Annotated in this window: 21 protein-coding genes and 1 pseudogene; 13 read left to right on the forward strand and 9 right to left on the reverse strand. The window is 55.8% G+C overall.

The genetic code is table 11. The features are described 5' to 3' along the window. From G5193_RS18585 to G5193_RS18615, 7 genes are all read left to right on the forward strand, one after another. A complete protein-coding gene (locus G5193_RS18585; RefSeq protein ID WP_421206807.1) occupies positions 1-735 on the forward strand; it encodes an amino acid ABC transporter ATP-binding protein in 735 nt (244 codons plus the stop codon). Between the two features lie 270 nt (positions 736-1,005). After that, complete coding sequence (gene rpmH / locus G5193_RS18590) at positions 1,006-1,140, forward strand: 50S ribosomal protein L34 (protein WP_005307156.1); 135 nt, start codon at positions 1,006-1,008, stop codon at positions 1,138-1,140. Beyond that, complete coding sequence (gene rnpA, locus G5193_RS18595; protein ID WP_005342318.1) at positions 1,140-1,499, forward strand: ribonuclease P protein component; 360 nt, start codon at positions 1,140-1,142, stop codon at positions 1,497-1,499. Before rpmH ends, rnpA begins: the two co-directional genes overlap by 1 nt. Then, complete coding sequence (gene yidD / locus G5193_RS18600; protein ID WP_075116235.1) at positions 1,466-1,714, forward strand: membrane protein insertion efficiency factor YidD; 249 nt, start codon at positions 1,466-1,468, stop codon at positions 1,712-1,714. The genes rnpA and yidD overlap by 34 nt, the downstream gene beginning before the upstream one ends. A 5-nt stretch (positions 1,715-1,719) precedes the next feature. After that, a complete protein-coding gene (gene yidC, locus G5193_RS18605) occupies positions 1,720-3,366 on the forward strand; it encodes a membrane protein insertase YidC (protein WP_088868083.1) in 1,647 nt (548 codons plus the stop codon). Positions 3,367-3,465: 99 nt separating this feature from the next. Next, positions 3,466-4,827: a tRNA uridine-5-carboxymethylaminomethyl(34) synthesis GTPase MnmE gene (gene mnmE / locus G5193_RS18610; protein WP_139459600.1), complete on the forward strand. Its 1,362-nt coding sequence runs from the start codon at positions 3,466-3,468 to the stop codon at positions 4,825-4,827. 162 nt (positions 4,828-4,989) lie between these two features. Beyond that, entirely contained in the window at positions 4,990-5,181 is a 192-nt protein-coding gene (locus tag G5193_RS18615; protein WP_421206808.1) for a hypothetical protein, read from the forward strand. Here G5193_RS18615 and G5193_RS18620 read toward each other — a convergent pair. From G5193_RS18620 to G5193_RS18660, 9 genes and pseudogenes are all read right to left on the reverse strand, one after another. Beyond that, the gene (locus tag G5193_RS18620) at positions 5,134-6,114 is read right to left on the reverse strand and encodes a hypothetical protein (protein WP_421206810.1); all 981 of its coding nucleotides are present in this window, start codon (positions 6,112-6,114) and stop codon (positions 5,134-5,136) included. The genes G5193_RS18615 and G5193_RS18620 overlap by 48 nt on opposite strands. A 16-nt stretch (positions 6,115-6,130) precedes the next feature. Beyond that, positions 6,131-7,405 carry a hypothetical protein gene (locus G5193_RS18625; protein WP_421206812.1) on the reverse strand — a complete coding sequence of 425 codons (1,275 nt, stop codon included), beginning with the start codon at positions 7,403-7,405 and terminating at the stop codon, positions 6,131-6,133. A 39-nt stretch (positions 7,406-7,444) separates the two neighbouring features. After that, a complete protein-coding gene (locus tag G5193_RS18630) occupies positions 7,445-9,319 on the reverse strand; it encodes an HAD-IB family phosphatase (protein ID WP_227341692.1) in 1,875 nt (624 codons plus the stop codon). A gap of 189 nt (positions 9,320-9,508) precedes the next feature. After that, positions 9,509-9,742: pseudogene (locus G5193_RS18635) on the reverse strand (IS3 family transposase); the annotation flags it as partial. Positions 9,743-9,766: 24 nt separating this feature from the next. Next, on the reverse strand, positions 9,767-11,749 hold the full coding sequence (gene fhuB, locus G5193_RS18640) for a Fe(3+)-hydroxamate ABC transporter permease FhuB (RefSeq protein WP_421206813.1): 1,983 nt from the start codon (positions 11,747-11,749) through the stop codon (positions 9,767-9,769). Next, positions 11,746-12,630, reverse strand: coding sequence for an ABC transporter substrate-binding protein (locus tag G5193_RS18645; RefSeq protein ID WP_421206848.1), 885 nt, complete (start codon positions 12,628-12,630; stop codon positions 11,746-11,748). The genes fhuB and G5193_RS18645 overlap by 4 nt, the downstream gene beginning before the upstream one ends. 30 nt (positions 12,631-12,660) lie before the next feature. Further along, entirely contained in the window at positions 12,661-13,425 is a 765-nt protein-coding gene (locus tag G5193_RS18650) for an ATP-binding cassette domain-containing protein (protein ID WP_421206815.1), read from the reverse strand. Positions 13,426-13,471: 46 nt separating this feature from the next. Next, positions 13,472-15,118 (reverse strand): multidrug ABC transporter permease/ATP-binding protein, encoded by a 1,647-nt coding sequence (locus G5193_RS18655; RefSeq protein ID WP_421206817.1) that lies wholly within the window; start codon positions 15,116-15,118, stop codon positions 13,472-13,474. A gap of 79 nt (positions 15,119-15,197) precedes the next feature. Further along, the gene (locus tag G5193_RS18660; RefSeq protein ID WP_421206819.1) at positions 15,198-17,294 is read right to left on the reverse strand and encodes a TonB-dependent siderophore receptor; all 2,097 of its coding nucleotides are present in this window, start codon (positions 17,292-17,294) and stop codon (positions 15,198-15,200) included. Between the two features lie 396 nt (positions 17,295-17,690). Between G5193_RS18660 and mioC the strand changes: the two genes are divergently transcribed. The 6 genes from mioC to G5193_RS18690 all read left to right on the forward strand — a co-directional run bounded on the left by mioC (position 17,691) and on the right by G5193_RS18690 (position 23,510). Then, entirely contained in the window at positions 17,691-18,140 is a 450-nt protein-coding gene (gene mioC / locus G5193_RS18665) for an FMN-binding protein MioC (RefSeq protein WP_033138545.1), read from the forward strand. Between the two features lie 509 nt (positions 18,141-18,649). Next, positions 18,650-20,539 carry a tRNA uridine-5-carboxymethylaminomethyl(34) synthesis enzyme MnmG gene (mnmG, locus tag G5193_RS18670; RefSeq protein ID WP_005357220.1) on the forward strand — a complete coding sequence of 630 codons (1,890 nt, stop codon included), beginning with the start codon at positions 18,650-18,652 and terminating at the stop codon, positions 20,537-20,539. Positions 20,540-20,547: 8 nt separating this feature from the next. Further along, on the forward strand, positions 20,548-21,174 hold the full coding sequence (rsmG, locus tag G5193_RS18675; protein ID WP_236354505.1) for a 16S rRNA (guanine(527)-N(7))-methyltransferase RsmG: 627 nt from the start codon (positions 20,548-20,550) through the stop codon (positions 21,172-21,174). A gap of 26 nt (positions 21,175-21,200) precedes the next feature. Beyond that, positions 21,201-22,004, forward strand: a complete 804-nt coding sequence (locus G5193_RS18680; RefSeq protein ID WP_421206821.1) for a ParA family protein — start codon at positions 21,201-21,203, stop codon at positions 22,002-22,004. Beyond that, positions 22,001-22,909: a ParB/RepB/Spo0J family partition protein gene (locus G5193_RS18685; RefSeq protein WP_005342343.1), complete on the forward strand. Its 909-nt coding sequence runs from the start codon at positions 22,001-22,003 to the stop codon at positions 22,907-22,909. The genes G5193_RS18680 and G5193_RS18685 overlap by 4 nt, the downstream gene beginning before the upstream one ends. Before the next feature lie 190 nt (positions 22,910-23,099). Then, complete coding sequence (locus G5193_RS18690; protein WP_216952492.1) at positions 23,100-23,510, forward strand: ATP synthase subunit I; 411 nt, start codon at positions 23,100-23,102, stop codon at positions 23,508-23,510. Positions 23,511-23,512: the final 2 nt, after the last annotated feature.

The following is a 23,512-nucleotide window of genomic DNA, read 5'->3' on the forward strand; positions in this document are numbered from 1 at the left end:
ATGATCAAGCTAACCGGCCTCTCCAAGACATATCACGGCAATCAGGTGCTCAACGGCATCGATCTGGAGGTCAAAAAGGGGGAAATTGTCGTCATCATCGGTCCCTCCGGCACCGGCAAGTCGACCCTGTTGCGCTGCCTGAACCTGCTGGAGACCCCGGATGCGGGCACCCTTGCCATCGACGATCTCGAGCTGAATCTGGCCAAGGCCAGCGAACAGCAGGCGATCGAGCTGCGCAAACGGGCCTCCTTCGTGTTCCAGAACTACGCCCTTTTTGCCAACAAGACGGCGCTCGACAACATCGCCGAAGGGCTGATCACCGTCTGGAAGCAGCCAAAAGCGGAGGCCCGCGCCACAGCGCTCGGCATCCTCAAGGACATTGGTCTTGCCGACAAGCAGGATGCCTATCCGGCCTCCCTCTCCGGCGGCCAGCAGCAACGGGTCGGCATTGGCCGCGCCATGGCGGCCCACTCCAAGGTGATCCTGTTTGACGAGCCCACCTCGGCCCTCGATCCCGAGTGGGTCGACGAGGTTTTGGGACTGATGAAAGAGTTGGCCCGCCAGCACCAGACCATGGTCGTGGTGACTCATGAGATTGAATTTGCTCGTGATGTTGCCGATCGAGTGATCTTCATGGAAGGGGGGCGGATCGTCGAGCAGGGCCCGCCGGATCAGATATTGGTCGATCCCAAGGATCCCCGTACCCGGGAGTTCTTGCGGAAAGTCCTTAAATAGCTCTCTCTTTGGCGGCCTGGCCGCCTTTTTTATTGAGGGATCCCTTGTTTAACCCCGGGTTGCCAGTATAATCCGGAGCCCTTGATCCTCTGGATCCTCACGCTCGGCAGCGGCCTTTTCAAGACCACGGCAGGATGAGAGGGAACGGCGGATTGACTAAAAGCCGAACTCTGTTTAGAATTCGGCCTCTTTTGCTAGTCGTCACACGCTATAGCTGGCGCGTCGGCTAAGTGTGACAATCAAAACTGTACAGAAATACGGAATCGAATCATGAAACGTACTTTTCAACCGTCCAACCTGAAGCGCAAGCGCTCTCACGGTTTCCGCGCCCGCATGGCAACTGCCAACGGTCGTAAAGTTCTGGCCGCTCGTCGTGCCAAGGGTCGTGCCCGCCTGGTAGTCTAATGCCTACCCAGCACACCTTCTCTCGGGAGTTACGTCTGTTAACTCCCGAACACTTCAAACGCGTTTTCGCCGAGCCTGTCCGGGCCGCCTCTCCGCAGATTACCCTTCTCGCTTCTCCCAATTCGCTCGAACACCCTCGTCTTGGTCTCGCTGTGCCCAAAAAAGCACTCAAGCGTGCCGTTTGGCGTAATCGTGTCAAACGGGTGGTTCGGGAAAGTTTCCGCCTCAAACAACATCAGCTGCCCGCTATCGACATCGTGGTGATCGCCAAGGCCGGTGTGAAAGAGATGGATAACGAGGAACTGTTCAAGTTACTGGAAAAGCTATGGCGCACCCTGTCACGCCGTTGCAATGGGTAGCTATCAAACTGATACGCCTGTATCAGCTAATCATTAGCCCTCTGCTCGGGCCGCGCTGCCGTTTTACTCCAACTTGTTCCCAATTTGCGATAGAAGCCATCCGACTTCACGGTTTCATAAAAGGCGTTTGGTTAGCCAGCAAACGTCTATTAAAATGCCATCCCTTATCCGAGGGTGGTTATGACCCGGTTCCGCAACCAAAGCGAAGAAACTGAAAACTATGGAATCACAACGCAATCTACTCCTGATCGGTTTGCTGTTCGTGAGCTTTCTGCTCTGGCAACAGTGGGAGTCCGACAAGGCTCCGAAGCCGGCCCCGACTACCGTGGCCCAAACCGAACATTTCGTACCTGAAGCCGGTCAGACCGGTGATATTCCTCAGGTTTCCGAGCAAGCCAACGCGACTGCCGCACGCAAGCTGATCACAGTCTCCTCTGACGTGCTCAAGCTGACCCTGGATACCCAGGGTGGCGACATCGTGTCTGCCGAACTGCTGTCTCACAAACTGGAAGAGGGCAAGGACCAACCGTTCGTGCTGCTGACCAGCAAGCCTGAGCACCTCTATATCGCCCAGAGCGGTCTGGTGGGTCGCAACGGTCCGGACAGTCAGGCCGAAGGTCGTCCTACCTATGAAGCCGCCCAGACCAGCTATCAGCTGGCCGATGGTCAGGATCAAGTCGTCGTTCCGATGACCTGGACCGACAGCAAAGGCGTGGTCTTCACCAAGGAGTTCATCCTCAAGCGTGGCGACTATGCCGTTGGCGTTGATTACAAGATCGACAACAAATCTGCCGAGCCGGTTCAGGTGCAGTTCTATGGTCAGCTGAAGCAGACCGTAGCAACGCCGAAGGATCAGGAAGGTCATGCCATGGTAGCCAGCGCTTACCGTGGTGGTGCCTTCTCCACTGAAGATACACGCTACAAGAAGTACACCTTCGACGAGATGAAGGATGCCGACCTGAACAAGACCACCAAGGGTGGTTGGGTCGCCATGCTGCAACACTACTTCGTCTCTGCCTGGGCTCCGAATGCCGACGATACCAACAGCTTCTACAGCCGCGTGATCCCGGGTAAAGGCCAGGCCATCATCGGTTACAAGGCGCCAATGGTTGACGTGGCTGCCGGTCAACAGGCCGAAGTGACCAGCAAACTGTGGGTCGGCCCCAAGCTGCAAGACCAGATGGCCAAGGTAGCTAACCACCTCGACCTGACTGTCGACTACGGCTGGCTGTGGTTCATCGCCCAACCGCTGCACTGGCTGCTGACCGTGTTCCACGGTTTCGTCCAGAACTGGGGTCTGGCCATCATCATGCTGACCCTGCTGGTGCGCGGCATCATGTTCCCGCTGACCAAGGCCCAGTACACCTCCATGGCCAAGATGCGCATGCTACAACCCAAGATTGCGGCCCTGCGCGAGCGCTTCGGCGATGACCGCCAGAAGATGTCTCAGGGCATGATGGAGCTGTACAAGAAGGAGAAGGTCAACCCGCTGGGTGGCTGCCTGCCGATCCTGGTTCAGATGCCCATCTTCATTGCCCTCTACTGGGCACTGATGGAGTCTGTTGAGCTGCGCCACGCGCCGTTTGCCCTGTGGATCACTGACCTGTCAGTGAAGGACCCCTTCTTCGTGCTGCCAATCCTCATGGGTGCCTCCATGTGGTATCTGCAGAAGATGAGCCCGACCACCGTAACCGACCCGATGCAGCAGAAAGTGATGCAGTTCATGCCGATCATCTTCACTTTCATGTTCCTCTGGTTCCCGGCTGGCCTGACTCTCTACTGGCTGGTGAGCAACGTCATCTCCATCATCCAGCAGACCATCATCTATCGTCAGCTGGAGAAGAAAGGACTGCATTCACGCAGCTAATCTTCCCGTGATGACAAAAGAGGCGGCCTTCGGGCCGCCTTTTTTATTACAATGTCCCCCACTACGTTTTCCTATCAGCGAACAAACGAGCCAAGCAAGATGACAACAGATACGATCGTGGCCCAGGCCACCGCGCCAGGCCGTGGTGGCGTCGGCATAGTCCGGGTCTCCGGCCCCGCCGCCGAACAGGTCGCCGGGATAGTGCTCGGCAAGCTCCCTCGGGTGCGCTACGCCGAATATCTGCCGTTCAAGGATGAGCAAGGCCAGGTACTGGATCAGGGCATCGCCCTGCTGTTCAAAGCCCCCAACAGCTTCACCGGCGAGGATGTGCTGGAGCTGCAGGGCCACGGCGGCCCCGTCATCATGGACATGCTGATCCGCCGCATTCTGAAAATCGATGGCATCCGCCCTGCCCGCCCCGGCGAGTTCAGCGAGCGCGCCTTCATCAACGACAAGCTGGATCTGGCCCAGGCCGAAGCCATCGCTGACCTTATCGAAGCCTCCAGCGAACAGGCCGCTCGCAGCGCCATGCACTCCCTGCAGGGGCAGTTCTCCAGCAAAATCCAGCAACTGGTGGAGAGCCTGATCCGGCTGCGCATCTATGTGGAAGCGGCCATCGACTTCCCGGACGAGGAGATCGATTTCCTCTCTGACGGCAAGGTGGCGGGCGACCTCTACAGCATCATGTCCGAGCTGGACGACGTGCGCAGTGAAGCCAAACAGGGCGCTCTGCTGCGGGAAGGGATGAAGGTGGTGATCGCAGGTCGTCCCAACGCCGGCAAATCGAGCCTGCTCAACGCTTTGGCAGGGCGCGAGTCAGCCATCGTCACCGAGATTGCCGGTACCACCCGCGACGTGCTGCGCGAACACATCCATCTCGATGGCATGCCGCTGCACATCATCGACACCGCCGGTCTGCGCGACACTCAGGACAAGGTGGAGCAGATCGGTATCGAACGCGCCTGGGCCGAGATTGAACAGGCCGATCGGGTGCTATTTATGGTGGATGGCACCACCACAGACGCGGTTGACCCGCGGGAGATCTGGCCGGAATTTGTTGATCGGTTGCCAAAAAACATCGGCCTCACCGTCATTCGCAACAAGGCAGACCTGACCGGCGAGGATCTGGCTCCGAGTCAGGAGCTGGGCCACGCCGTCTACCGCATCTCCGCCAAAACCGAGCTGGGGCTGCCTGCCCTGCGCGAGCACCTCAAGGCCTGCATGGGCTTCCAGGGCAACACCGAAGGGGGCTTTATGGCCCGCCGCCGCCATCTGGATGCGCTGGAGCGTGCTGCCGAGCGCCTGCTGGTGGCCAAGGAGCAGCTGGAAGTATTCGTGGCCGGCGAGCTGGTGGCCGAAGAGTTGCGCCTGGCGCAGGAGTCCCTCTCCGAGATCACCGGCGAATTCAGCTCCGACGATCTGCTGGGCCGTATCTTCTCCAGCTTCTGCATCGGGAAGTAATGTGGTGAAAAATCAGCAATAAAAAGCAGCCAGTGAGAACATAAGACATTGTAAATATTGAACTTTGTTTTTTACTGGCTATTCTTGCCTGATCTTGTTTCGTGAGAATTTACCCCGAGAGTACCCCGAAGTAACCTCTCGGGGTACTTTCGGGGGACAATTATGAAGATCAGCATCGAATTCCGCGAACCTGACGCCGAAGGCAAGCGCGCTCTGCGCTTAACCTATTACGCCGGCTCCTACCTTGAACCAACCACGGGCATCCGCAAGCACAAACGCAACTGCGCCATCACAATGACCACAGCATCACTTGCTGATGATGTTTTCCACTACACCATAATCAAAGTGGGCTGACGGGAAGTTGCTGTGATATTTCATCGCCTGCTCGACAAACTCATCTGCCAATGGTGCTCGTTGCCGATAGTCATGAAACAGAATGGCCTGGAGATGTCCCAGCTTGCTGCGCTGCTCATCGGAGGGCAAGCCCTCATCATCCAACAGGCAGACTGTGGGCCGCCCCATTAGAATGGACTCGGCGTGTATGGAGGAAGCACCGTTGCACAACACAACATCAGCCTCCTGAATCGCTCGGATCGAGCACTCCTCAGCGGGAATGATGCAATCGGGAAAACGATTATTGAATAATTTCTCTACCTGCGCCACGTCCCGCCAAGCAGGTAACTTGACTCTGACATTTTCCGTTATAAGCGGAGCAAAGTAATCGACTATTCCTGAATCACCAAATCTCAGACGCAAGTGTTCAAACATACTGATGAACAGTACAATCCTCGGTTTATTTTTTTGGGCTGGCTGGCTAGGACGAGCACTTTTTGTATGCTTTATCCATCCACTTTCTATGACTTTCGTATGACGACCCAAGGTCGCCTGGAGTGCAGAGGATGAAAAAGGCGTAAGTATGTAGTCAAAAAGATCCAAAAACCTTAGTTCATTGAGATTTTTATCTCCAAAAGGAGTAAGAAGATCATGTGGAATATATATGGATTTCTTAGGTTTTAATTTTTGAATTATTTCTAATGGCGATAAATAATTTGGGTAGTGTTCATTAAATTTTGGCGCCAAAAACTTTGCAACATCTCTAGTTAAATTAGTATGTGCTGATGTAATGTAGACAACATCCTCACCAATAAAGGGGGCAAGTAAATCTTCACCCTGCGCTGTGAGTTGGCCAAAATCCAACTCTGTGACATCATAACCAACCGCCCTAAGGTATTTGCATAAATCAGCCAACACATACTCAGAATCTACGCCTGAGGTAACAATTTTCATGAGGTCTGGCCTTTTATTATGTGGTAATTTGAGAAACAGCAAACTGATTATCGCTTGCTCTTATCCCCACTCGCGGTGTACGCGTCAACTTGGTGTCAATGACATCAATAATGAGAGTGCTGCCAACCTCAACCATTACCTTGGTAGACATGACAGAGAGTGCAATAATAGTAGAGTACTGCCCAGCGGTAACATTCACCTCTTCACATGGTATAAATTTAGGCTCACTTATTATCCTCCAACTACCATCATTAACCCATAATGTGATAACAGGCATATCTGCCGTGGATGCCTGAAGCATACAGGCATACATATGACTATCTTGCGGGCCTGAATAGCAAGCGACCAGAGAAGCATGTCCACTCCCAGCCCCCAACCACGAAAATTTAGCCTTTATACTAATCACATCATCTACAGCAGTTTTTGCCTGAGCAATGGCCAGAGAAAAACCATCAGCTGGCGCCATAAAACCAATCTTGGTCGAATCAAATGGTGTTATCATCAAATTCTCCCAATAGAAATTTTCGGTATTGCAAATTGGGAGTCTAGCCGCCCTAAGTGTTACACAGCTGGGCGACTCAGTATAAATCGCCGGTGCAGAACCAAATACAGAATAAGAACCATCAGGCAAACATCCAATAGAGACAAAATCACATTTTTGATTTTCCGAAAGCTGTGCTATCTCATAGAAACCAACCTTATGAAGACATTTTCTAGTGTTCTTGCTATGTACCACAAAATGGCAATTATCGATATATAAAATATGACTTTGACAAGCCCTCAGAAGTAGATTTAGGATATGTCGCTCACCAATAAAATCCTGCATCAGCCAAGGTGATGCGATACCAATACTTGTTACATGACGATCTTTCAAATGCAATACAAAATCGTCAACATTGCGAACATAAATAACTTCCTGATCTTGCAACAGTAACGAGACACCATCATGTAGCACTGGACATGCAAAAACTATATTGCACTGCTGCCAACTCTTGATATTTTTAGAAATACCAACAAAAACATCTTCAAGCTCAGCCGCTGTAACTATCACATCGTGGACATTGGCTGATGACATCACCGGTAATGAACTGACTTTCTCGCGCAGAAGTTCTGTTATAGCCTGAAGTCTGGAGATATCATCACGCAGAGTTAGCTGCCCCTCTGACAGTTGCTGGTTACCTTGCTCAATCCCCTGACTCAGATTAACCAGCTGTTCTGAAAAAATGAGATCAGCATCGCACTTTCCTGAACGCCTCAGGAATGATTGGAGAAAACGCGTAAATCGACTCATGGTATCGTCATCCAATAATTATTATTCATACAGTTTTGCCTAACTGCTCTCTTCAGGTATACAGACAAGGGCATAGAAATGGGTGTTATCCCATCGGTTGTACTCTTTTGGATAAATATCAACAACTTCCTTAATGCTGAAACCGGCTTGACGTATAAGATCTATCTCATGCTGTAGCCATCTATATTCAGAGTAGTAATCTGTTCCTAGCTCTTTGGAGTAACCATCAACAATGACATCTTCAGTACACCCCATCTGATGCTTGACTATCAAAGTACCAGCAGGTCGTATCCATGAGCGAGCCTTCTGATAAATCCGTTCCGCCTCTGTTCTATTGAAGAAATTCATCACACCAAAAATGGTAACAAGATCAAATTTCTCTGCCACATCAAATATATTGAGGTCTTCATTAATAACTTTCAGGTTGTCCGTTCTTTTTATAAAATCGCTAAAGTTAGAATATTTTTCTACAGCGACTATTTTAGAGAAATCTTCTGTAAGGTGATTAACAAGCAACCCAGTACCAGCACCAAGATCAAGCAGGGTTTTACTTTTATCTGAGAAACGTTTGACTAACTCAATATCAAAAATAGAAAAATCGGGGGCTTTATTTCTAGTCTCTATTGGTGATTTTATTTTGCTGGCTAGTTTTTCATAATAACTATTTATTTTATGATTACCACTACTCCACGAGTCCACAAAATCAACAGCTTTCTTATAGTCTTCATAAGTGTCAATATCTTGCGCTCGTATTATCTTCGCAGACATTGGCAATAATGGTTCTAAAAGATTGTAAAGATGGCCCGAGGTAAATCTTATATTTTCCCTGCGGATGGCAGCAGGTCCAGACCACTCGTAATCACCATCATCTCTGGAAAATGAAACAACTTGTTCTTGTTCATTGAGCTTCACAAAAACTGCGTCTTCGCTCACTTTTTGACTCACCCCAATAAATTCTTGCTCTGCTTCAATACACTGAGCAATATCATCTGGGTGAACTAATAGATCCCCATCCCAAGCAATAATCATTTCATTAGCATGTTTACCACCAAGATAGAGACTAGCGCCAGTTTTAGAGTGAAAATAATCGTGATTGAAAACAAAAATAATATCTTTTCTGATCGAGCATACTTCATCAATAAGACTGCTAGCCTGAAAACCAACAACTATTCTAAGATCACTTACATGCCGGAATTGTTCTAGCTGTAGATGAATAAGTGGCACCCCTTGTAGCTTAATAAGCGACTTTGTTTGTCCCAGCCCAAGGCGCGAACCAACCCCCGCAGCACTAATTACCACTGACCTTCCATTTTGAGGTGATTTTATCTGTTGCAGTAACCTGAGCATAGCAACAGAATCATATACTGCATAATCTGCAACTTGCATGACCGTATTTGCCGGTTGGTGAATCAAGCCGCAAGCAATAGAAACATCAGCGATCCTCATGGCCTCAGCATCATTATTTCCATCACCGATGAAAACGACTTGCTCACCTTGCGCTTGATACTCTTTAACAATATCTTCTTTCTTTAGTATTTTGGTTAATCGAACCTTGCCATTGGCATCAACTTCCCCTTCTGATGAACGAATTACGCACTCTATTTTTTTGGCTAATTCTGCGATCCAGCCATTATAATTTCCAGTGGCAATAATACAGTCATCACGGTTACTATTGATAAAATCGAGCAGAGACTGGTTAAGGGGAATATCCGCTACGATGCGAGCAACTTGAGCCACATCTAGGTGACCAAGTATGTCAACCCGCTTGATGAAACTTTCCATGAATGGGATCTGACCATTAATAGTCTGGGCAGTTAACTCTTCTATTTGCGTAGTGACATTGAAACTTTTAGCTATGATAGGCAATGTTTCACAGCAGCTAAGAGTTCCGTCGAGATCGAAAATAAATTTCATCCTTTGCCTCGCTAGGTTGGCAATATCTAAACGTTTGTATTTATAAGACAATAAGCAAGTGAAGTCGAGACAATCTGGCGCAGGATCATACCCAGATCAGATGGACTTAGCCCACGATGGTAGACATATTCTGTTCTCACGACGAGACTTATTCGAAGACCTTTGGTGTGGCGCGCATCCAAGGTGGCTCTAGCGTCGCACTCTGTAGTAGAACGCTTCAATGCAATCGAAGATTTCGGCGCGGGCCAGATCGTGGGTTTTGTTGATCCTTTTTATGATGCGATCTTTTTTTCAGCGAACTGAAGAACGATTCAGAGACAGCATGATCCCAACAGTTGCCACGTCGGCTCATATTGGGGGCCAAGTTATTGGCCCCAAAAAACACTGCCTATCGTTACTGCCATATTGGCAACCCTGATCCGACTACACGATAGCCAATCCACAAACCTAAAGGCGGCGCAGGCACCACATGAAGTAAGCGCCCCCCAACAGGGTGGAGACCAGTCCGACCGGCACCTCCTGCGGGAAGATGATCTGCTGGCCGACCCAGTCCGCCGAGCCCATCAACAGGGCGCCGGAAGCGGCGGCCCCAAGCAGGTGCCAGCGTGCCCGCACCAACCCCATCAGCTTGGCCATATGTGGTGCCAGCAGACCAACGAAGGAAAGCGGCCCTACCACCAGGGTGGCGCTGGCAGTGAGCACGGCCACCAGCAGCAGGATGGCGAGCTGGGCACGGTTGAGGCGAATGCCCAGCGCGGTCACCACCGCACTCCCCATCGGCAGCAGATCGAGCCAGCGGCTCACCAGCAGGCAGGCGGCCAGCATCAACAGCGCCAGCCCCACCAGCCCATAGGCCACCGGCAGGGTGACGTAGTAGGTGGAGCCGGACATCCAGGAAAGCAGTTGCTGCACCCGCATGTCGCCGTTGGCTAGCGCGATGGCCTGCAGCGGCTCAAACAACGCCGTGATGGCGATGCCGGAGAGCAGGATCCGCTCCGGCTGGAAGCCGTGCTTGCGATTGACCACCACCAGCAGCAACAGGCAGCCGAAGGCACCGAGAAGGCCACCCAGCAGCATTATGGGCAACGGCAAAGCTGGCAGCAGTAAGGCTGTCGTTATCACCCCCATAAAGGTGCCGCCGCTCACCCCCAGCAGCTCCGGACTCGCCATAGGATTGTTGCTGACCCGCTGCAACAGGGTGCCCGCCAGCGCCAGCAGCACGCCAGCCGCCCCCGCAGCCAGAGTGCGCGGCAGCCGCCACTCCAGCTGGGCCTGCCAGCGGAGCCAGCTTGGCCAGCTCCAGCCCGCCATTCCCTGCCCAACCAGCAGGGAGGCGACCACGGCCAGCAGCAGCCCGACCAGCAACAGGCCGATAAGGCGAGCCGGAGCCGGATGGCGAGCCACCTGCAGAGCGGCGTTTGCCTTAGGCGTACCCGACTTGATGCCAAGGCGCGGGATCAGCCAGAGCAGCAGCGGAGCCCCCAGCAATGCGGTCATGGCGCCGGTGGGGATCAATACCGGCCAGAAGCGGCTCAGACTCTGCAGCAGCAGATCGGTCGCCGCCAGCAGCAGGGCGCCGAGGATCGGTGCCCACAACAGGCGCTGGCCAAGCTGGCGGATCCCGAGCAGCCGCACCATGGCGGGCGCTGCCAGCCCGATAAAGCCGATCAGCCCCACAACGCTCACCACGCAAGCGGTGACAAACACCGCCAGCCCAAGTCCGGCAAAACGCAGATGCTGAAGGGAGACCCCCAGACTGCGGGCGCTGGCATCATCCAGCTCCAGCACCGCCAGCGGGCGCACCAGTACTGCGGCCAGCAAAGCGGCTGCCAGCAGGCGGGGTAACAGGTAACTCACCCCGCTCCAGCTGTTCTGCACTAGCGAGCCACTGCCCCACACCAGCAAACCTTTCAGCTCCTCCTGAAAGAACAGCAAGAGCCCCATGCTGATGGCCGCCAGATAGAGGTTGATCACCAGCCCGGCAAAGACGATGACCACCGGATTGAGCTGGCGACGCCAGGCCAAGGCAAACACCAGTGCCATCGCAAGGCTGCCACCGGCCATGGCGATCCACTCCCGCCCCAGCAGCAACCAGGAGGGGGCAAACAGGGTCACCATCATCAACGCCAGTTGGGCACCGGAGGCCACCCCCAAGGTGGTCGGTGACGCGAGCGGGTTGCGCAGCACCTGCTGCATCAGGGTGCCTGTCAGCCCGAGCGCCGCCCCGGCCAGCAGGGTGACAACCAGGCGGGGCAGCCAGCTGAAATGCACCACCGCTTGGCTGACATCATCCAGATTGGGGGCGAAGAGGCTCTGCCACCAGAGCGCACCGGGCAGCTGGCGAGCCAGCTCCCAATACGCGAGCAAGAGGGTCAACCCCAGCAGGATCGAGACAGGCCGCAGCAGCGGCGATGTGAGCAGTCGCTTCATCGGCTCGCCTCCATACGCTCGGCATCTTGCAGCAATGCATCGCTGAGCAGACCGGCGAAACGGTGGGCGGCCAATACGCCGCCAAAACTCCAGACCGCAGGCAGATGCAGCACGGGGGCTTGGCGTACCAGCGGCAGATGCTGCCACAGCCCAGGCTCCTGCAGCCGTTCACTCACCCCGACCGGAATGGGATCGACCACCACCAGCCGCGCGGTTGGCAAGGTCATGAACTGCTCGATGCTGACCACCGAGAAACCCCAGTCATTGGTCTGCTCCTGCCAGCCATTACGCAGCCCGAGGCGCGTCATCACCGCATCGAACAGGCTGTGGCGACCAAACACCCGCACATGGCGCTCATCGATAAACTGCACCACCAGCAGGGGTGGCAAATCCGCAGGCAATCTGGCCTGCATACTGGCGAGATCCCGATCCAGCCCGGCCAGCAGCCGTTCGCCCTCGGCGGTTTTGCCCACTATACGGGCGAGGGTCAGGGTCACCTCGTGCAGCCGCTGCCATAGATCGGTTTGCCCATCATAGAGGGCGATGGTGCTCACCGGTGCAATGCGGGAAAGAGTTGGCGCCAGCGGGGCCGCCAGCGGCGAGATGAGGATGCGATCGGGTTTGAGCTCCGCCAGCAGCTCACGGTTGGGCTGGGTGCGCAGGCCGATATCTACCACTCCGGCGGGTAGCCGTGGCTCGCCGACCCATGCCTGATAGGGGCCTGCATCCCCCACCGCCAGCGGCGTCACCCCGAGTGCCAGCAGGGTCTCGGCTATGGTCCAGTCGACGGTGGCGATACGGGGTAGCGGCGCAGAGGCGATCGGGGATTTGTCGGCCTGCGCCGCTAGTGGCAGCAGCAGGCTGACGAGACAAGGGGCCATCTTCAATAAAAGGTTCAAGGATGCCCCCGGTCAGACGATGGCGATGGCGTGGTCATAGGCCGGGTGGCGAATGACCTCCATCGGAATGCCATAGATGGCGTGCAGAGTCTCGCTGGTCATGATCCCCTCAGGTTCGCCGTGGGTGAGCAGGCGGCCGGAGTGGAGTGCCACCAGCCGATCGCAGAAGCGGGAGGCCATATTGATGTCGTGAATGACGATGATGACCCCGAGGTTTAGCTGACGGCTCAACTGCTTGACGAGCGTCAGCACCTCCACCTGATGGGCCACGTCCAGCGCGGCCAGCGGCTCGTCCAGCAGGATGAAGCGGCTCTCCTGGGCCAGCAGCATCGCCAGCCAGACCCTGCCCCGCTCGCCGCCGGAGAGGGTATCCACCAGCCGATCGGCAAAACGTTCGGTATGAGTCAGAGCGATGGCACGCTCGACCTGACGGTGATCCTCCGCCCCCATCCGGCCCAGCAGGCCACGCCAAGGGTAGCGGCCCATCTCCACCAGCTCCCGCCCGAGCAGATTCTCGGCGCTCGGCAGATGCTGGGGCAGATAGGCCACCTGACGGGCAAACTCCCGGTTGCCCCAGTCGGGCAGCGGCTTGCCATCGAACAGGATCTCGCCGTCGCTGAGGGGTTGCTGGCGAGCCAGCAGCTTGAGCAGGGTCGATTTACCCGAACCATTGTGGCCGATGAGGCCATAGACCTGTCCCTGCTCGAAACGCAGGTCGGTGGGGTGCAGCAGCGTGCGGTCATTGACCGTGAAGCTGGCTGATTTCATCTCGAACATAAGCAATTCCTGTGCTGGCTTGCCGCCAGTCTCATCGGTGCCGGCATCAAGCCAGCACCTCGCAATCCAGATGGGCAATCGCATCACGGCTCACTTCGGCGCGGCGCGCCCCGGTCAGTTCGGTGAGCTGACCCTGACGCATCTCCAGCAGGCGATCGGCCAGCGGGAAATAGTGATCATCGTGACTGATAGCAATCACCGTCTTGCCCATCTCCTTGAGGCGCGGCAACAGCACCTGATAGAAGATGCGGCGGAACTGGGGATCCTGATCCGCAGCCCACTCGTCAAACAGCATCACCTCGCGCTGCTCGGCCAGCGCCAGCAGCAGGGCGACCCGCTTGCGCTGCCCTTGAGAGAGATCGATATCGGCGATAAAGCCATCCTTGATGGTGAGCTTGCTGCCCATCTGCAACCGCTCCAGCCACTCGGCCACCAGCTCATCCTTGGGTTCCGGCCCCAGCAGGTGCTGGAACAGGTGATAGTCGGTAAAGATGGCGGAGAAGAGCGCCAGATAGCCATTGCGATCGGTGATCGGCTCACCATCCAGCAGGATCCGGCCCGATACCGGTTGATAGAGGCCGGTCAGCAGCATGGCCAGGGTCGACTTGCCGGAGCCATTGCCGCCGATGATGAAGATCTGCTCCCCCTTTTCGATGACCAGATCGATGGGGCCAACGGCAAAGCCGCCCTCCCCCTGATAGTGAAAGCTCACCAGCTCCAACTCGATACGCTGCCAGGGGCGGATGGCGGGCGGCAGCGGGAAATCCGCATCCGCCTCGGTCAGATTGAGGGCGGCGATCTTGTCGAACGCCACCTGAGCGGCAAGCAGGGTTGGCAGGGCGCCAATCCCCTGCAACAGCGGGGTGCGCAGGAACAGCAGGGTCAGCGCAAAGGTGGCGGCCACATTGGTGTTGGCCCAGCCAAGGCCGTTGGCCAGAAAGAAGACCAGACCGATGGCCCCCAGCATCATGATATTCGACCAGTTCACCGCGCTCAGGTGATAGGTGTCGGCGCGGATGATCTGCTGGCGGTAGTCACGGGCATTTTGTTCATAGAGCTGGTGGTAAACGAAGTGAGCCCGCTCGCGGTTGAGCGCCAGCTCCTTGCTGCCGGCGATGATGGCCTGATAGTTCTGATAGAGCCGATCTTCGGCCTGACGCATGTGGGAGAGATGGCGATAAACACGGTTCACCAGCAACCAGCCCACCACCATGGTAATCGTGACCCAGAGCGCGGTCACCCCGAGTAATGCAGGAGAGAGCCAGCCAAGGTAAAGGGCAGAACCCAGCGTGAGTACCAGCCCCTGCACCAGCTCCGGCAGGCGCACGAAGGCAATGGTGATCTGGCCGATATCGCTGGAGAGGGAAGCCAGCAGCGGCCCCTGACCAATCTGGCGAATGCGGGCGACATCAGTATCCAGCAACTGCTTGAGCAGGCGTCCGCGCAACCGGTAGACAAAATGGTGACCGAGAGTGGTCAGGGCCAGCTGAGATCCGAGTGTGATCACCAGCAGCAGCACAATCAGGCCGACCAGCTGACCGAGGATCGGCAGCGGATCACCTATAGATTCGATAAGAGACTGATTGATAAAGGCAATGACGCCAATCCCGCTGACTGCACTGAGCAGACTGAGCAGGGTAATGGCGATAAAGGGCCAACGATATTGACGATAAACCAGAGACAAGAGTTCCATAACGGACCGGTATTCCAGAGAGATCAGAACAACTGCGGGTGAAAAGAAGGGCGGGAATCCGGTTCCCGCCCGACTTCGATTACCAGCGGTAGTTGATGCTGCCCACTACGCTGCGCGGCTCGCCGTAGTAGCAGTAGTAGTCACAACTGGCCACGTAGGTTTCACCCAGCAGGTTGTTGACGTTGAGCTGGGCACGCCAGTTCTTGGCAAAGTCATACCCGATCATCGCATCCCAGACGGTATGGGCCGGCACCTCGGCAGAGCCGTAGATGGGGGTGTAGTCCGCATTCACGGCGCCAATACCCACGCTGGAACCGATATAACGTACACCGGTACCCAGCTCCAGACCCGAAGCCACCCCTTGCTGCACCTTGTAGTTACCCCAGAAGGAGGCCTGGTGGCGCGGGATCAGGCTGGCACGGCGATCGCCACTGCCGGTGTCGTTGGTTTTGGCATCGGTGTAGGTATAAGCAGCGGTCAGACGCAGCGCATCGGTCACCTGCACGCTCCCTTCCAGCTCACCCCCCTGAGAGGTCACTTCACCCGCCTGGGTCTGCTGGCCGGAACCGGTAGAGACCAGCGAGTTGGTCTGGGCCAGATCGAACAGCGCCAGATTGATGTAACCGTCGAGGAAGGCAGGCGCATACTTCACGCCGGTCTCGTAGAGCTTGCCCTTGAGCGGCTTGTAGGAGTTTCGGGTGTTGGGATCGATCCCCGGCAACACCTCGAACGACTCGGCATAGGCAAAGTAGGGAGAGAGGCCGTTGTCGGCCAAATACATCAGGCTGCCCGAGAGGGAGAGCTCGTGATCGTACTGGCGCTCGTCCTTGCTAGTGTTGGTGTTGTGGGTCTCCACATAGTCGAAACGGCCACCGGCAGTCAGCAACCAGCGATCGTCCCAGCGGATCTGGTGCTGGGCATAGAGACCGCTCTGGCCCTTGCTGCTCTTCTGGTGAGTGGCGGTCGATTCGTCAAAACCGGGGAAGCCGCTGTAATCCGGATTCATGGTATTGATGGAGCCCATACCGTAGTTGTCGGCCTCGACCCCTTCATTGACGTGACGCTGCAGATCCACCCCCAGCAGCAAGGTCTGCTCGGTGCTGTCGGTGTTCCAGTAGCCCACCATCTGGTTATCCATGGTGGCACTCTTGGTATTGCCATCACGGTAAACCAGGCCACGACTGGCAGTTGTGCCTTCATAGGTCGGGAAGATATAGGTCTGGCGCAGCAGCAGATCGTTGTAGTTGAAGCGGACGTTCTGCTTGAACTCCCAGGTCTGGTTGAGCTGGTGGGCCAGCTCGTAACCGGTGGAGATCTGGGTATTGCGGTTGCGATCGTAATCCGGCTGGCTCAAGTTGGTGGAGGGATCAATCTGGCCACCTGACGTATTCAGGGTGCCATAGACCGGGAAAAAGCCGTTGGTCGGGACCCCTTCGTCGTGCAGGAAACTGGCCAGCAGGGTCAGGCTGGTACGATCCGAAAGATCGAAGGTGACGCTGGGCGCCAGATAAACCCGATCGTTATAGGTGCCAGTGAGCACGCCATCACGCTCTTTATAAAGAGCAACCATGCGGTAACGGCTGTTGTCGGAGAGCGTGTCAGAGACGTCCACCCCGACCTGACGATGATCCCGGCTGCCAAGCTGCAGATCCACCTGCCCTTGCGGCGTGGCGGTCGGCCGCTTGCTGATGGCATTGATCACCCCGCCCGGAGGCGCCTCACCGTAAAGGATCGAGGCAGGCCCTTTCAGCACTTCCACACTCTCCAGACCGAACGGTTCCGGCGTCCAGACGTAGTAGCCGGTGCCAAACAAGCGGTTGCCATCCAGATAAGAGGCAGCATCGAAGCCACGCACCTTGAACCAGTCGGTGTTGTTGTCTGAGCCATAGAGGCCGGTCAATACGCCGGAACGGTAGCGAATCGCTTCATCCAGCTGCAACACGGCGTGCTGATCCAGCTCCTCGCGATTAACCACGGAGACGGCGCGAGGGGTCTCGGCCATCGGCACTTCCACCTTCATGGCCGTACCGGTCACCACCATGGTTTCGCTGGCTTTGGGCAGCTCAGCGGTGGTTTGTTCGGCCATCAACGGCAGGGAGACGAGCAAACCGGAGAGCGAAAGCACGCCGAAGGCGCCCTTCTTGCCGGGTCCTGTAGTGTATTTTTGCGCAATCATATTAAAGTCTCGTTTATCAATGAGTTATGTTGTTTTAATTGTTATTTGTGGTCGTTTGTCACGACATCACCCTGTTCCATGGGCGAATAAAGCAGCGCAATCCTACTACAGGAGCCGTGATCGAATCGATTCAATAATTGCTAATCATTTGCATCTACATTGTTATCTAGCTGCATCATTGGCAGGATCTCGCAGGGGATGGGAGTCATCAGGAGAGCCATGAGCGGAGAAGAAAATGGAGAGGAATATAAAGAAGCAGAAAAAAGATCGGCAGGATGGATCCGGTGGCATTATCTGACTGGATCCATTATCCCCAAGCTTTATCCATATTTATCCACACCCTTTGGCGGTAGAATCCGGCTTTCCGTTTCTTTGTCTGAAATCAGGATCCATTCCATGGCCAAACTCAATCTCGTCGTCGGCTCCATGCTGGGCGCCGCCGAATATGTCGCAGACCACGTCGCCAACCTGCTGGAACAGGCTGGCCACCAGACCCGGATCCACAACCCGGCCAAGCTGGCAGAGGTGCTGGATGATGCGGGATCCATCCTGCTGGTGGTCACTTCCACCCATGGTGCCGGGGATGTGCCCGATAACCTGCAACCCTTCGCCAAGGATCTTGCCGAGCAGCATCCGGATCTTAATTCATTGAAATATGGCGTGATCGCCCTTGGCGACAGCAGTTACGACACCTTTTGCCAGGGTGGCAAGACGCTGGATCGGCTGCTGGCCGAGTGCGGTGCCAGCCGGATCGGCGAGCGGCTCGACATCGATGTGACCCAACACGAGATCCCCGAAGATGCCGCAGAAGTGTGGATCCGCGACTGGATGACGATGATCGCCTGATCAGCGTACGGGAGATCCTGAAAAAAAGCTTGATCTCCCCCACTTATCCCCAGATCGACTATCCACCATGTTATTAACAGATTGATCCGGGGGAGTTGTTCTACAAGGTTACCCACAACGCCCAGGGGTAATGTGCATAACTACGGTGTAAAGCTCTGCAAAACCTATAGTTATCCATGTATTAGATCCAGACCGACAGACCTCTGTGTATAAAAGTCCTGGTTATCCCCTCGTTCACCGGGCCAGGATCCAAGCTTTTCCACAAGCTAGGATCGTCCTTAAATTAATGATCTTTATGATCAAAAAGTGCTTATCAACAGAAAGGGCGGATCCTAATAAGAGATCCAGTAAAAGATCGATCTAAAGATCCTTAAGATCTAATTAGTGGATCCTCCCTTCATACTGAACGTTAAGTAGACGTTCCCCTCAGGACGCGAAACAGATAGAATGTTCCGCCCTTTAGCCCAGGCAAATAAAGATCTTCAGGCGTGCAGATCAAGGTGATCCCAATGCAATACCATGAACAATTTGATGTGATCGTCGTCGGTGGCGGTCATGCCGGAACCGAAGCAGCAACAGCGGCAGCCCGTATGGGCATGAACACCCTGTTGCTGACCCACAATATCGATACGCTGGGACACATGTCCTGTAATCCGGCGATCGGCGGGATCGGCAAGGGACACCTGGTCAGGGAAGTTGACGCACTCGGCGGGATCATGGCGCGTGCCATCGATCTTGGCGGGATCCAGTTCCGCACCCTCAACTCCTCCAAGGGACCGGCAGTGCGAGCCACTCGTGCCCAGGCGGATCGCCTGCTCTACAAGGCCGTCGTTCGCCAGATGCTGGAGAACTACCCGAACCTGAAGATCTTCCAGCAGGCCTGTGACGATCTGATCATGGACGGGGATCGTGTTGCCGGTGTGGTCACCCAGAGCGGGATCCGCATCAGCGGCAAGACTGTGGTGCTGACGGTCGGTACCTTCCTGAACGGGTTGATCCACATAGGGATGGAAAACTACAAGGGCGGCCGTGCCGGGGATCCTCCGTCGATCGCCCTCGCCCAGCGCCTGCGTGAACTGCCACTGCGCATCGATCGTCTCAAGACTGGCACCCCGCCGCGCATCGATGCCCGCAGCGTCGATTTCTCCGTAATGCAGGAACAGCACGGTGACGATCCGCGCCCCGTCTTCTCGTTTATCGGCAATGCCAGCCAGCATCCCCGTCAAGTGCCCTGCTACGTCACCCACACCAACGAGCGTACCCACGAGGTGATCCGCAATAACCTGGATCGCAGCCCCATGTACGCCGGGGTGATCGAGGGGATCGGCCCGCGCTACTGCCCGTCGATCGAAGACAAGATCACCCGTTTCGCCGACAAGACGGCGCACCAGATCTTCGTCGAACCGGAAGGCCTGACCACCCACGAACTCTATCCGAACGGGATATCCACCAGCCTGCCGTTTGACGTGCAGGTGCAGATCGTCCGTTCTGTGCGCGGCTTCGAGAACGCCCACATCACCCGCCCCGGCTATGCCATCGAATATGATTTCTTCGATCCGCGGGATCTCAAGGCCAACATGGAGAGCAAGTGCATTCCAAACCTGTTCTTCGCTGGCCAGATCAACGGTACGACCGGTTACGAAGAGGCGGCGGCACAAGGCCTGATGGCCGGTCTGAACGCCGCGCTGCGTGCCCAGGACAAGGATCCCTGGAACCCGCGTCGGGATCAGGCCTACATGGGCGTGATGATGGACGATCTCTCCACTCTGGGGACCCGCGAGCCTTACCGCATGTTCACCAGCCGCGCCGAATATCGCCTGCTGCTGCGTGAAGACAACGCCGATATCCGCCTGACCGCCATCGGTCGCGAACTGGGTCTGGTGGATGACGAGCGCTGGAGCAAATTCAACGCCAAGATGGAACAGGTCGAGCTGGAGCGTCAGCGCATGCGTTCAACCTGGATCCACCCGCAACATCCGTCACTGGAAGCGGTCAACGCCTTGGTCAACACCCCGCTGACCCGCGAACAGAGTCTGGAAGAGCTGCTGCGTCGCCCCGAGGTGACCTATGATGCGCTGATGGCAATCGAAGGTGTCGGCCCTTCCGTGACTGATCCTGCCGCGGCCGAACAGGTTGAGATCCAGATCAAGTACGCCGGTTACATCGAACGTCAGCACGATGAAGTGGAAAAACAGCTGCGCAACGAGAACACCCTGCTGCCGCTGGATCTGGACTATCGCGAGGTGAACGGCCTCTCCAACGAGGTGAAAGCCAAGCTGAACGATGCCAAACCGCAGACCATTGGTCAGGCTTCCCGCATCTCCGGCATCACCCCGGCGGCCATCTCCATCCTGCTGGTTCACCTGAAAAAACACGGCCTGCTGCGTAAAACCGCCTGAGGAATCCCATGCTGGAAAGATTGAACGGCCTGCTCAAGCAGGCCGAAATTGTTATCACCGATACCCAAAAGAGCCAACTGGTGCAGTTGGTCGAGTTGCTGCACAAGTGGAACAAGGCTTACAATCTCACCTCGGTGCGAGATCCGGACGCCATGCTGGTCAAGCATATCCTCGATAGCCTGGTGGTAAGCCCCCACTTGCACGGTGAGCGCTTCATCGATGTGGGGACTGGTCCCGGCCTGCCGGGATTGCCGCTGGCGATCATCAATCCGGACAAGCAGTTCGTCCTGCTCGATAGTCTGGGCAAGCGGATCAACTTCATCCGTCAGGTGATCCAGGTGCTGGGTCTGACCAATGTGACGCCGGTCAAATCCCGGGTTGAAGAGTATCAACCCGAGGTGGGATTTGATGGTGTACTGAGTCGGGCATTTGCCTCGCTGGAGGACATGCTGAGCTGGTGTCACCACCTGCCGTCAGAACAGGGCTGCTTCCTGGCACTCAAGGGACAATATCCCGAGCAGGAGCTGGCCCAGTTGCCTGCCAATATCCGTCTGGTAGCCTGTCATGAGCTGCGGGTGCCGGAGCTGGAAGGCGAACGTCATCTGCTGGAATTCAAACATATCCAGCCCGAATAGGGTCGCAGTTTCATTTAGGGGATAGTGTGGGAAAAGTCATTGCCATAGCCAACCAGAAGGGTGGAGTGGGTAAAACCACCACCTGTGTGAACCTGGCCGCCTCCATGGCCGCCACCCGGCGCAAGGTGCTGGTGATCGATCTGGATCCGCAGGGCAATGCCACCATGGGCAGCGGCGTCGACAAGTACGAAGTCGAGCGCACCGCCTATGAGCTGCTGATCGAAGATGCTCCCATCAGCGAGGTGATCATACCCGAAACTTCCGGTGGTTATCACCTGATCGCCGCCAACGCCGACGTGACCGCAGCCGAAATCCGCCTGATGGAGTTTTTCGCCCGCGAGATCCGTCTGCGCAATGCGCTGGCCTCGGTGCGGGACAAGTACGACTACGTCTTCATCGACTGCCCACCTTCCCTCAACATGCTGACCGTGAATGCCATGGCCGCCGCCGACTCCGTGCTGGTGCCCATGCAGTGCGAATACTATGCGCTGGAAGGGCTCACCGCCCTGGTCGACACCATCAGCAAGCTGGCCGCCGTGGTCAATCCGGATCTCAAGATCGAAGGGGTGCTGCGCACCATGTTCGATCACCGCAACCGGCTGGCCAATGATGTGTCCGATCAGCTAAAACAGCACTTTGGCGACAAGGTCTACCGCACCATCATTCCCCGCAATGTTAGACTGGCTGAGGCCCCGAGTTTCGGTGCCCCGGCCATGCACTATGACAAATCATCGGTGGGCGCCAAGGCCTACCTGGCACTGGCTGGCGAGATCCTGCGCCGCCAGGAGCAGGAACGTCAGGCGACCATCGCAGACCGAGAGAGCATATGACTCCGAAAAAACGTGGACTGGGCAAGGGGCTGGATGCCCTGCTCAGTACCAGCACGGCTGCCCGCCAGAAACAGGTGATGAGCGATCAACGTACTGAAGAGGCCATGGCCCCCACCAATCAGGGCGAGCTGCGCAAGCTGCCGGTGGAGTGGTTGCAGTCCGGCAAGTACCAGCCCCGCAAGGACATGTCCCAGGATGCACTGGAAGAGCTTGCCAACTCCATCCGCGCCCAGGGGGTGATCCAGCCCATCGTGGTACGCCCTCTCGGCGAACAATCCTTCGAAATCATCGCCGGTGAGCGGCGCTGGCGCGCGTCCCAGCTGGCGCGGCTCGAGGTGGTGCCCTGCATCGTCAAGGATGTACCCGACGAGGCTGCCGTTGCCATCGCGCTGATTGAGAACATCCAGCGGGAAGACCTCAATGCCATCGAAGAGGCGGTCGCTTTACAAAGACTACTGACCGAATTCGAACTCACCCACCAGCAGGTGGCCGAGGCGGTGGGCAAGTCCCGCACCACGGTGACCAACCTGCTGCGTCTCAACCAGCTCAACGACGACGTGAAGCGTTTCGTCGAGCATGGCGACCTCGACATGGGTCATGCCCGAGCCCTGCTGGCCCTGAGCGGTCAGGCTCAGTCCGAACTGGCCAAGCTGGTTGCCCAGAAAGGGCTGACTGTACGCGATACCGAGAAGCTGGTGCAAAAAGCGCTTGAACCGGCAAAAGCCAGGGTCGAACCGGCCCGTGATCCGCAGATCGGCTACCTGGAGCGCCAACTGGCAGAAAAAATTGGCAATCAGGTGCAACTTCAGCCTGGCAAGCGGGATAGCGGAAAGTTAGTAATAAGTTACGAGAATTTATCCGATTTGGACCGTATATTGGGCTATTTTGGCGTGTCAGAATCGTGATTCTTACGCTTTTTGTAGTAATAAAACATCCATTCCTTTTGATATGGCCATAACCTTGATTTGCCGCGGAAAGCCGCAAAAATTAAGGATTTTTGTCATATTGCAATAGCGGCCCTCAAGGGTATAATTTGACCGGCTTTAAGAGCTGTTAACATGGGGTCTTCGGATCCCGATTTTTTACAGTTCTGTAATGTTCAGGGGTAGGTTGGTGAAGCAGAAAATAGCCTTGGAAGGTTTTACGCTAGCCTGGGTTATGCTCGTTTGTCAGCTCATCCTGATCCTGGCGATGAGTGCTGTCTGGTTTTATCAGATTAGTGCCAGCGCCGGTTATTCCGCCCTTTACGGAGGGGGGATGTACTGGGTTCCTCAAGCCTTGTTTACTGTCTGGGTGCTGCGCCGCAAGGTGACAACCGAGAGTGTGGGCCTGGTTTTGCGGGACTTTTATGGTGGGGCTGGGATTAAGCTCGTTTCGACAGCAGGTCTGTTTGCTCTGTTGTTTGGTGCGAAAGTCGAGGTCGTTACCGTCTCGTTTTTCGCCACTTATATCCTCGCCCTCGTTGTACAGTGGATAGTCTCATTCACGCTTAACAACCACTATTAGGA

This window comes from Aeromonas sp. 601027 (assembly GCF_049174455.1).
GTDB classification, from domain to species: domain Bacteria; phylum Pseudomonadota; class Gammaproteobacteria; order Enterobacterales; family Aeromonadaceae; genus Aeromonas; species Aeromonas veronii_A.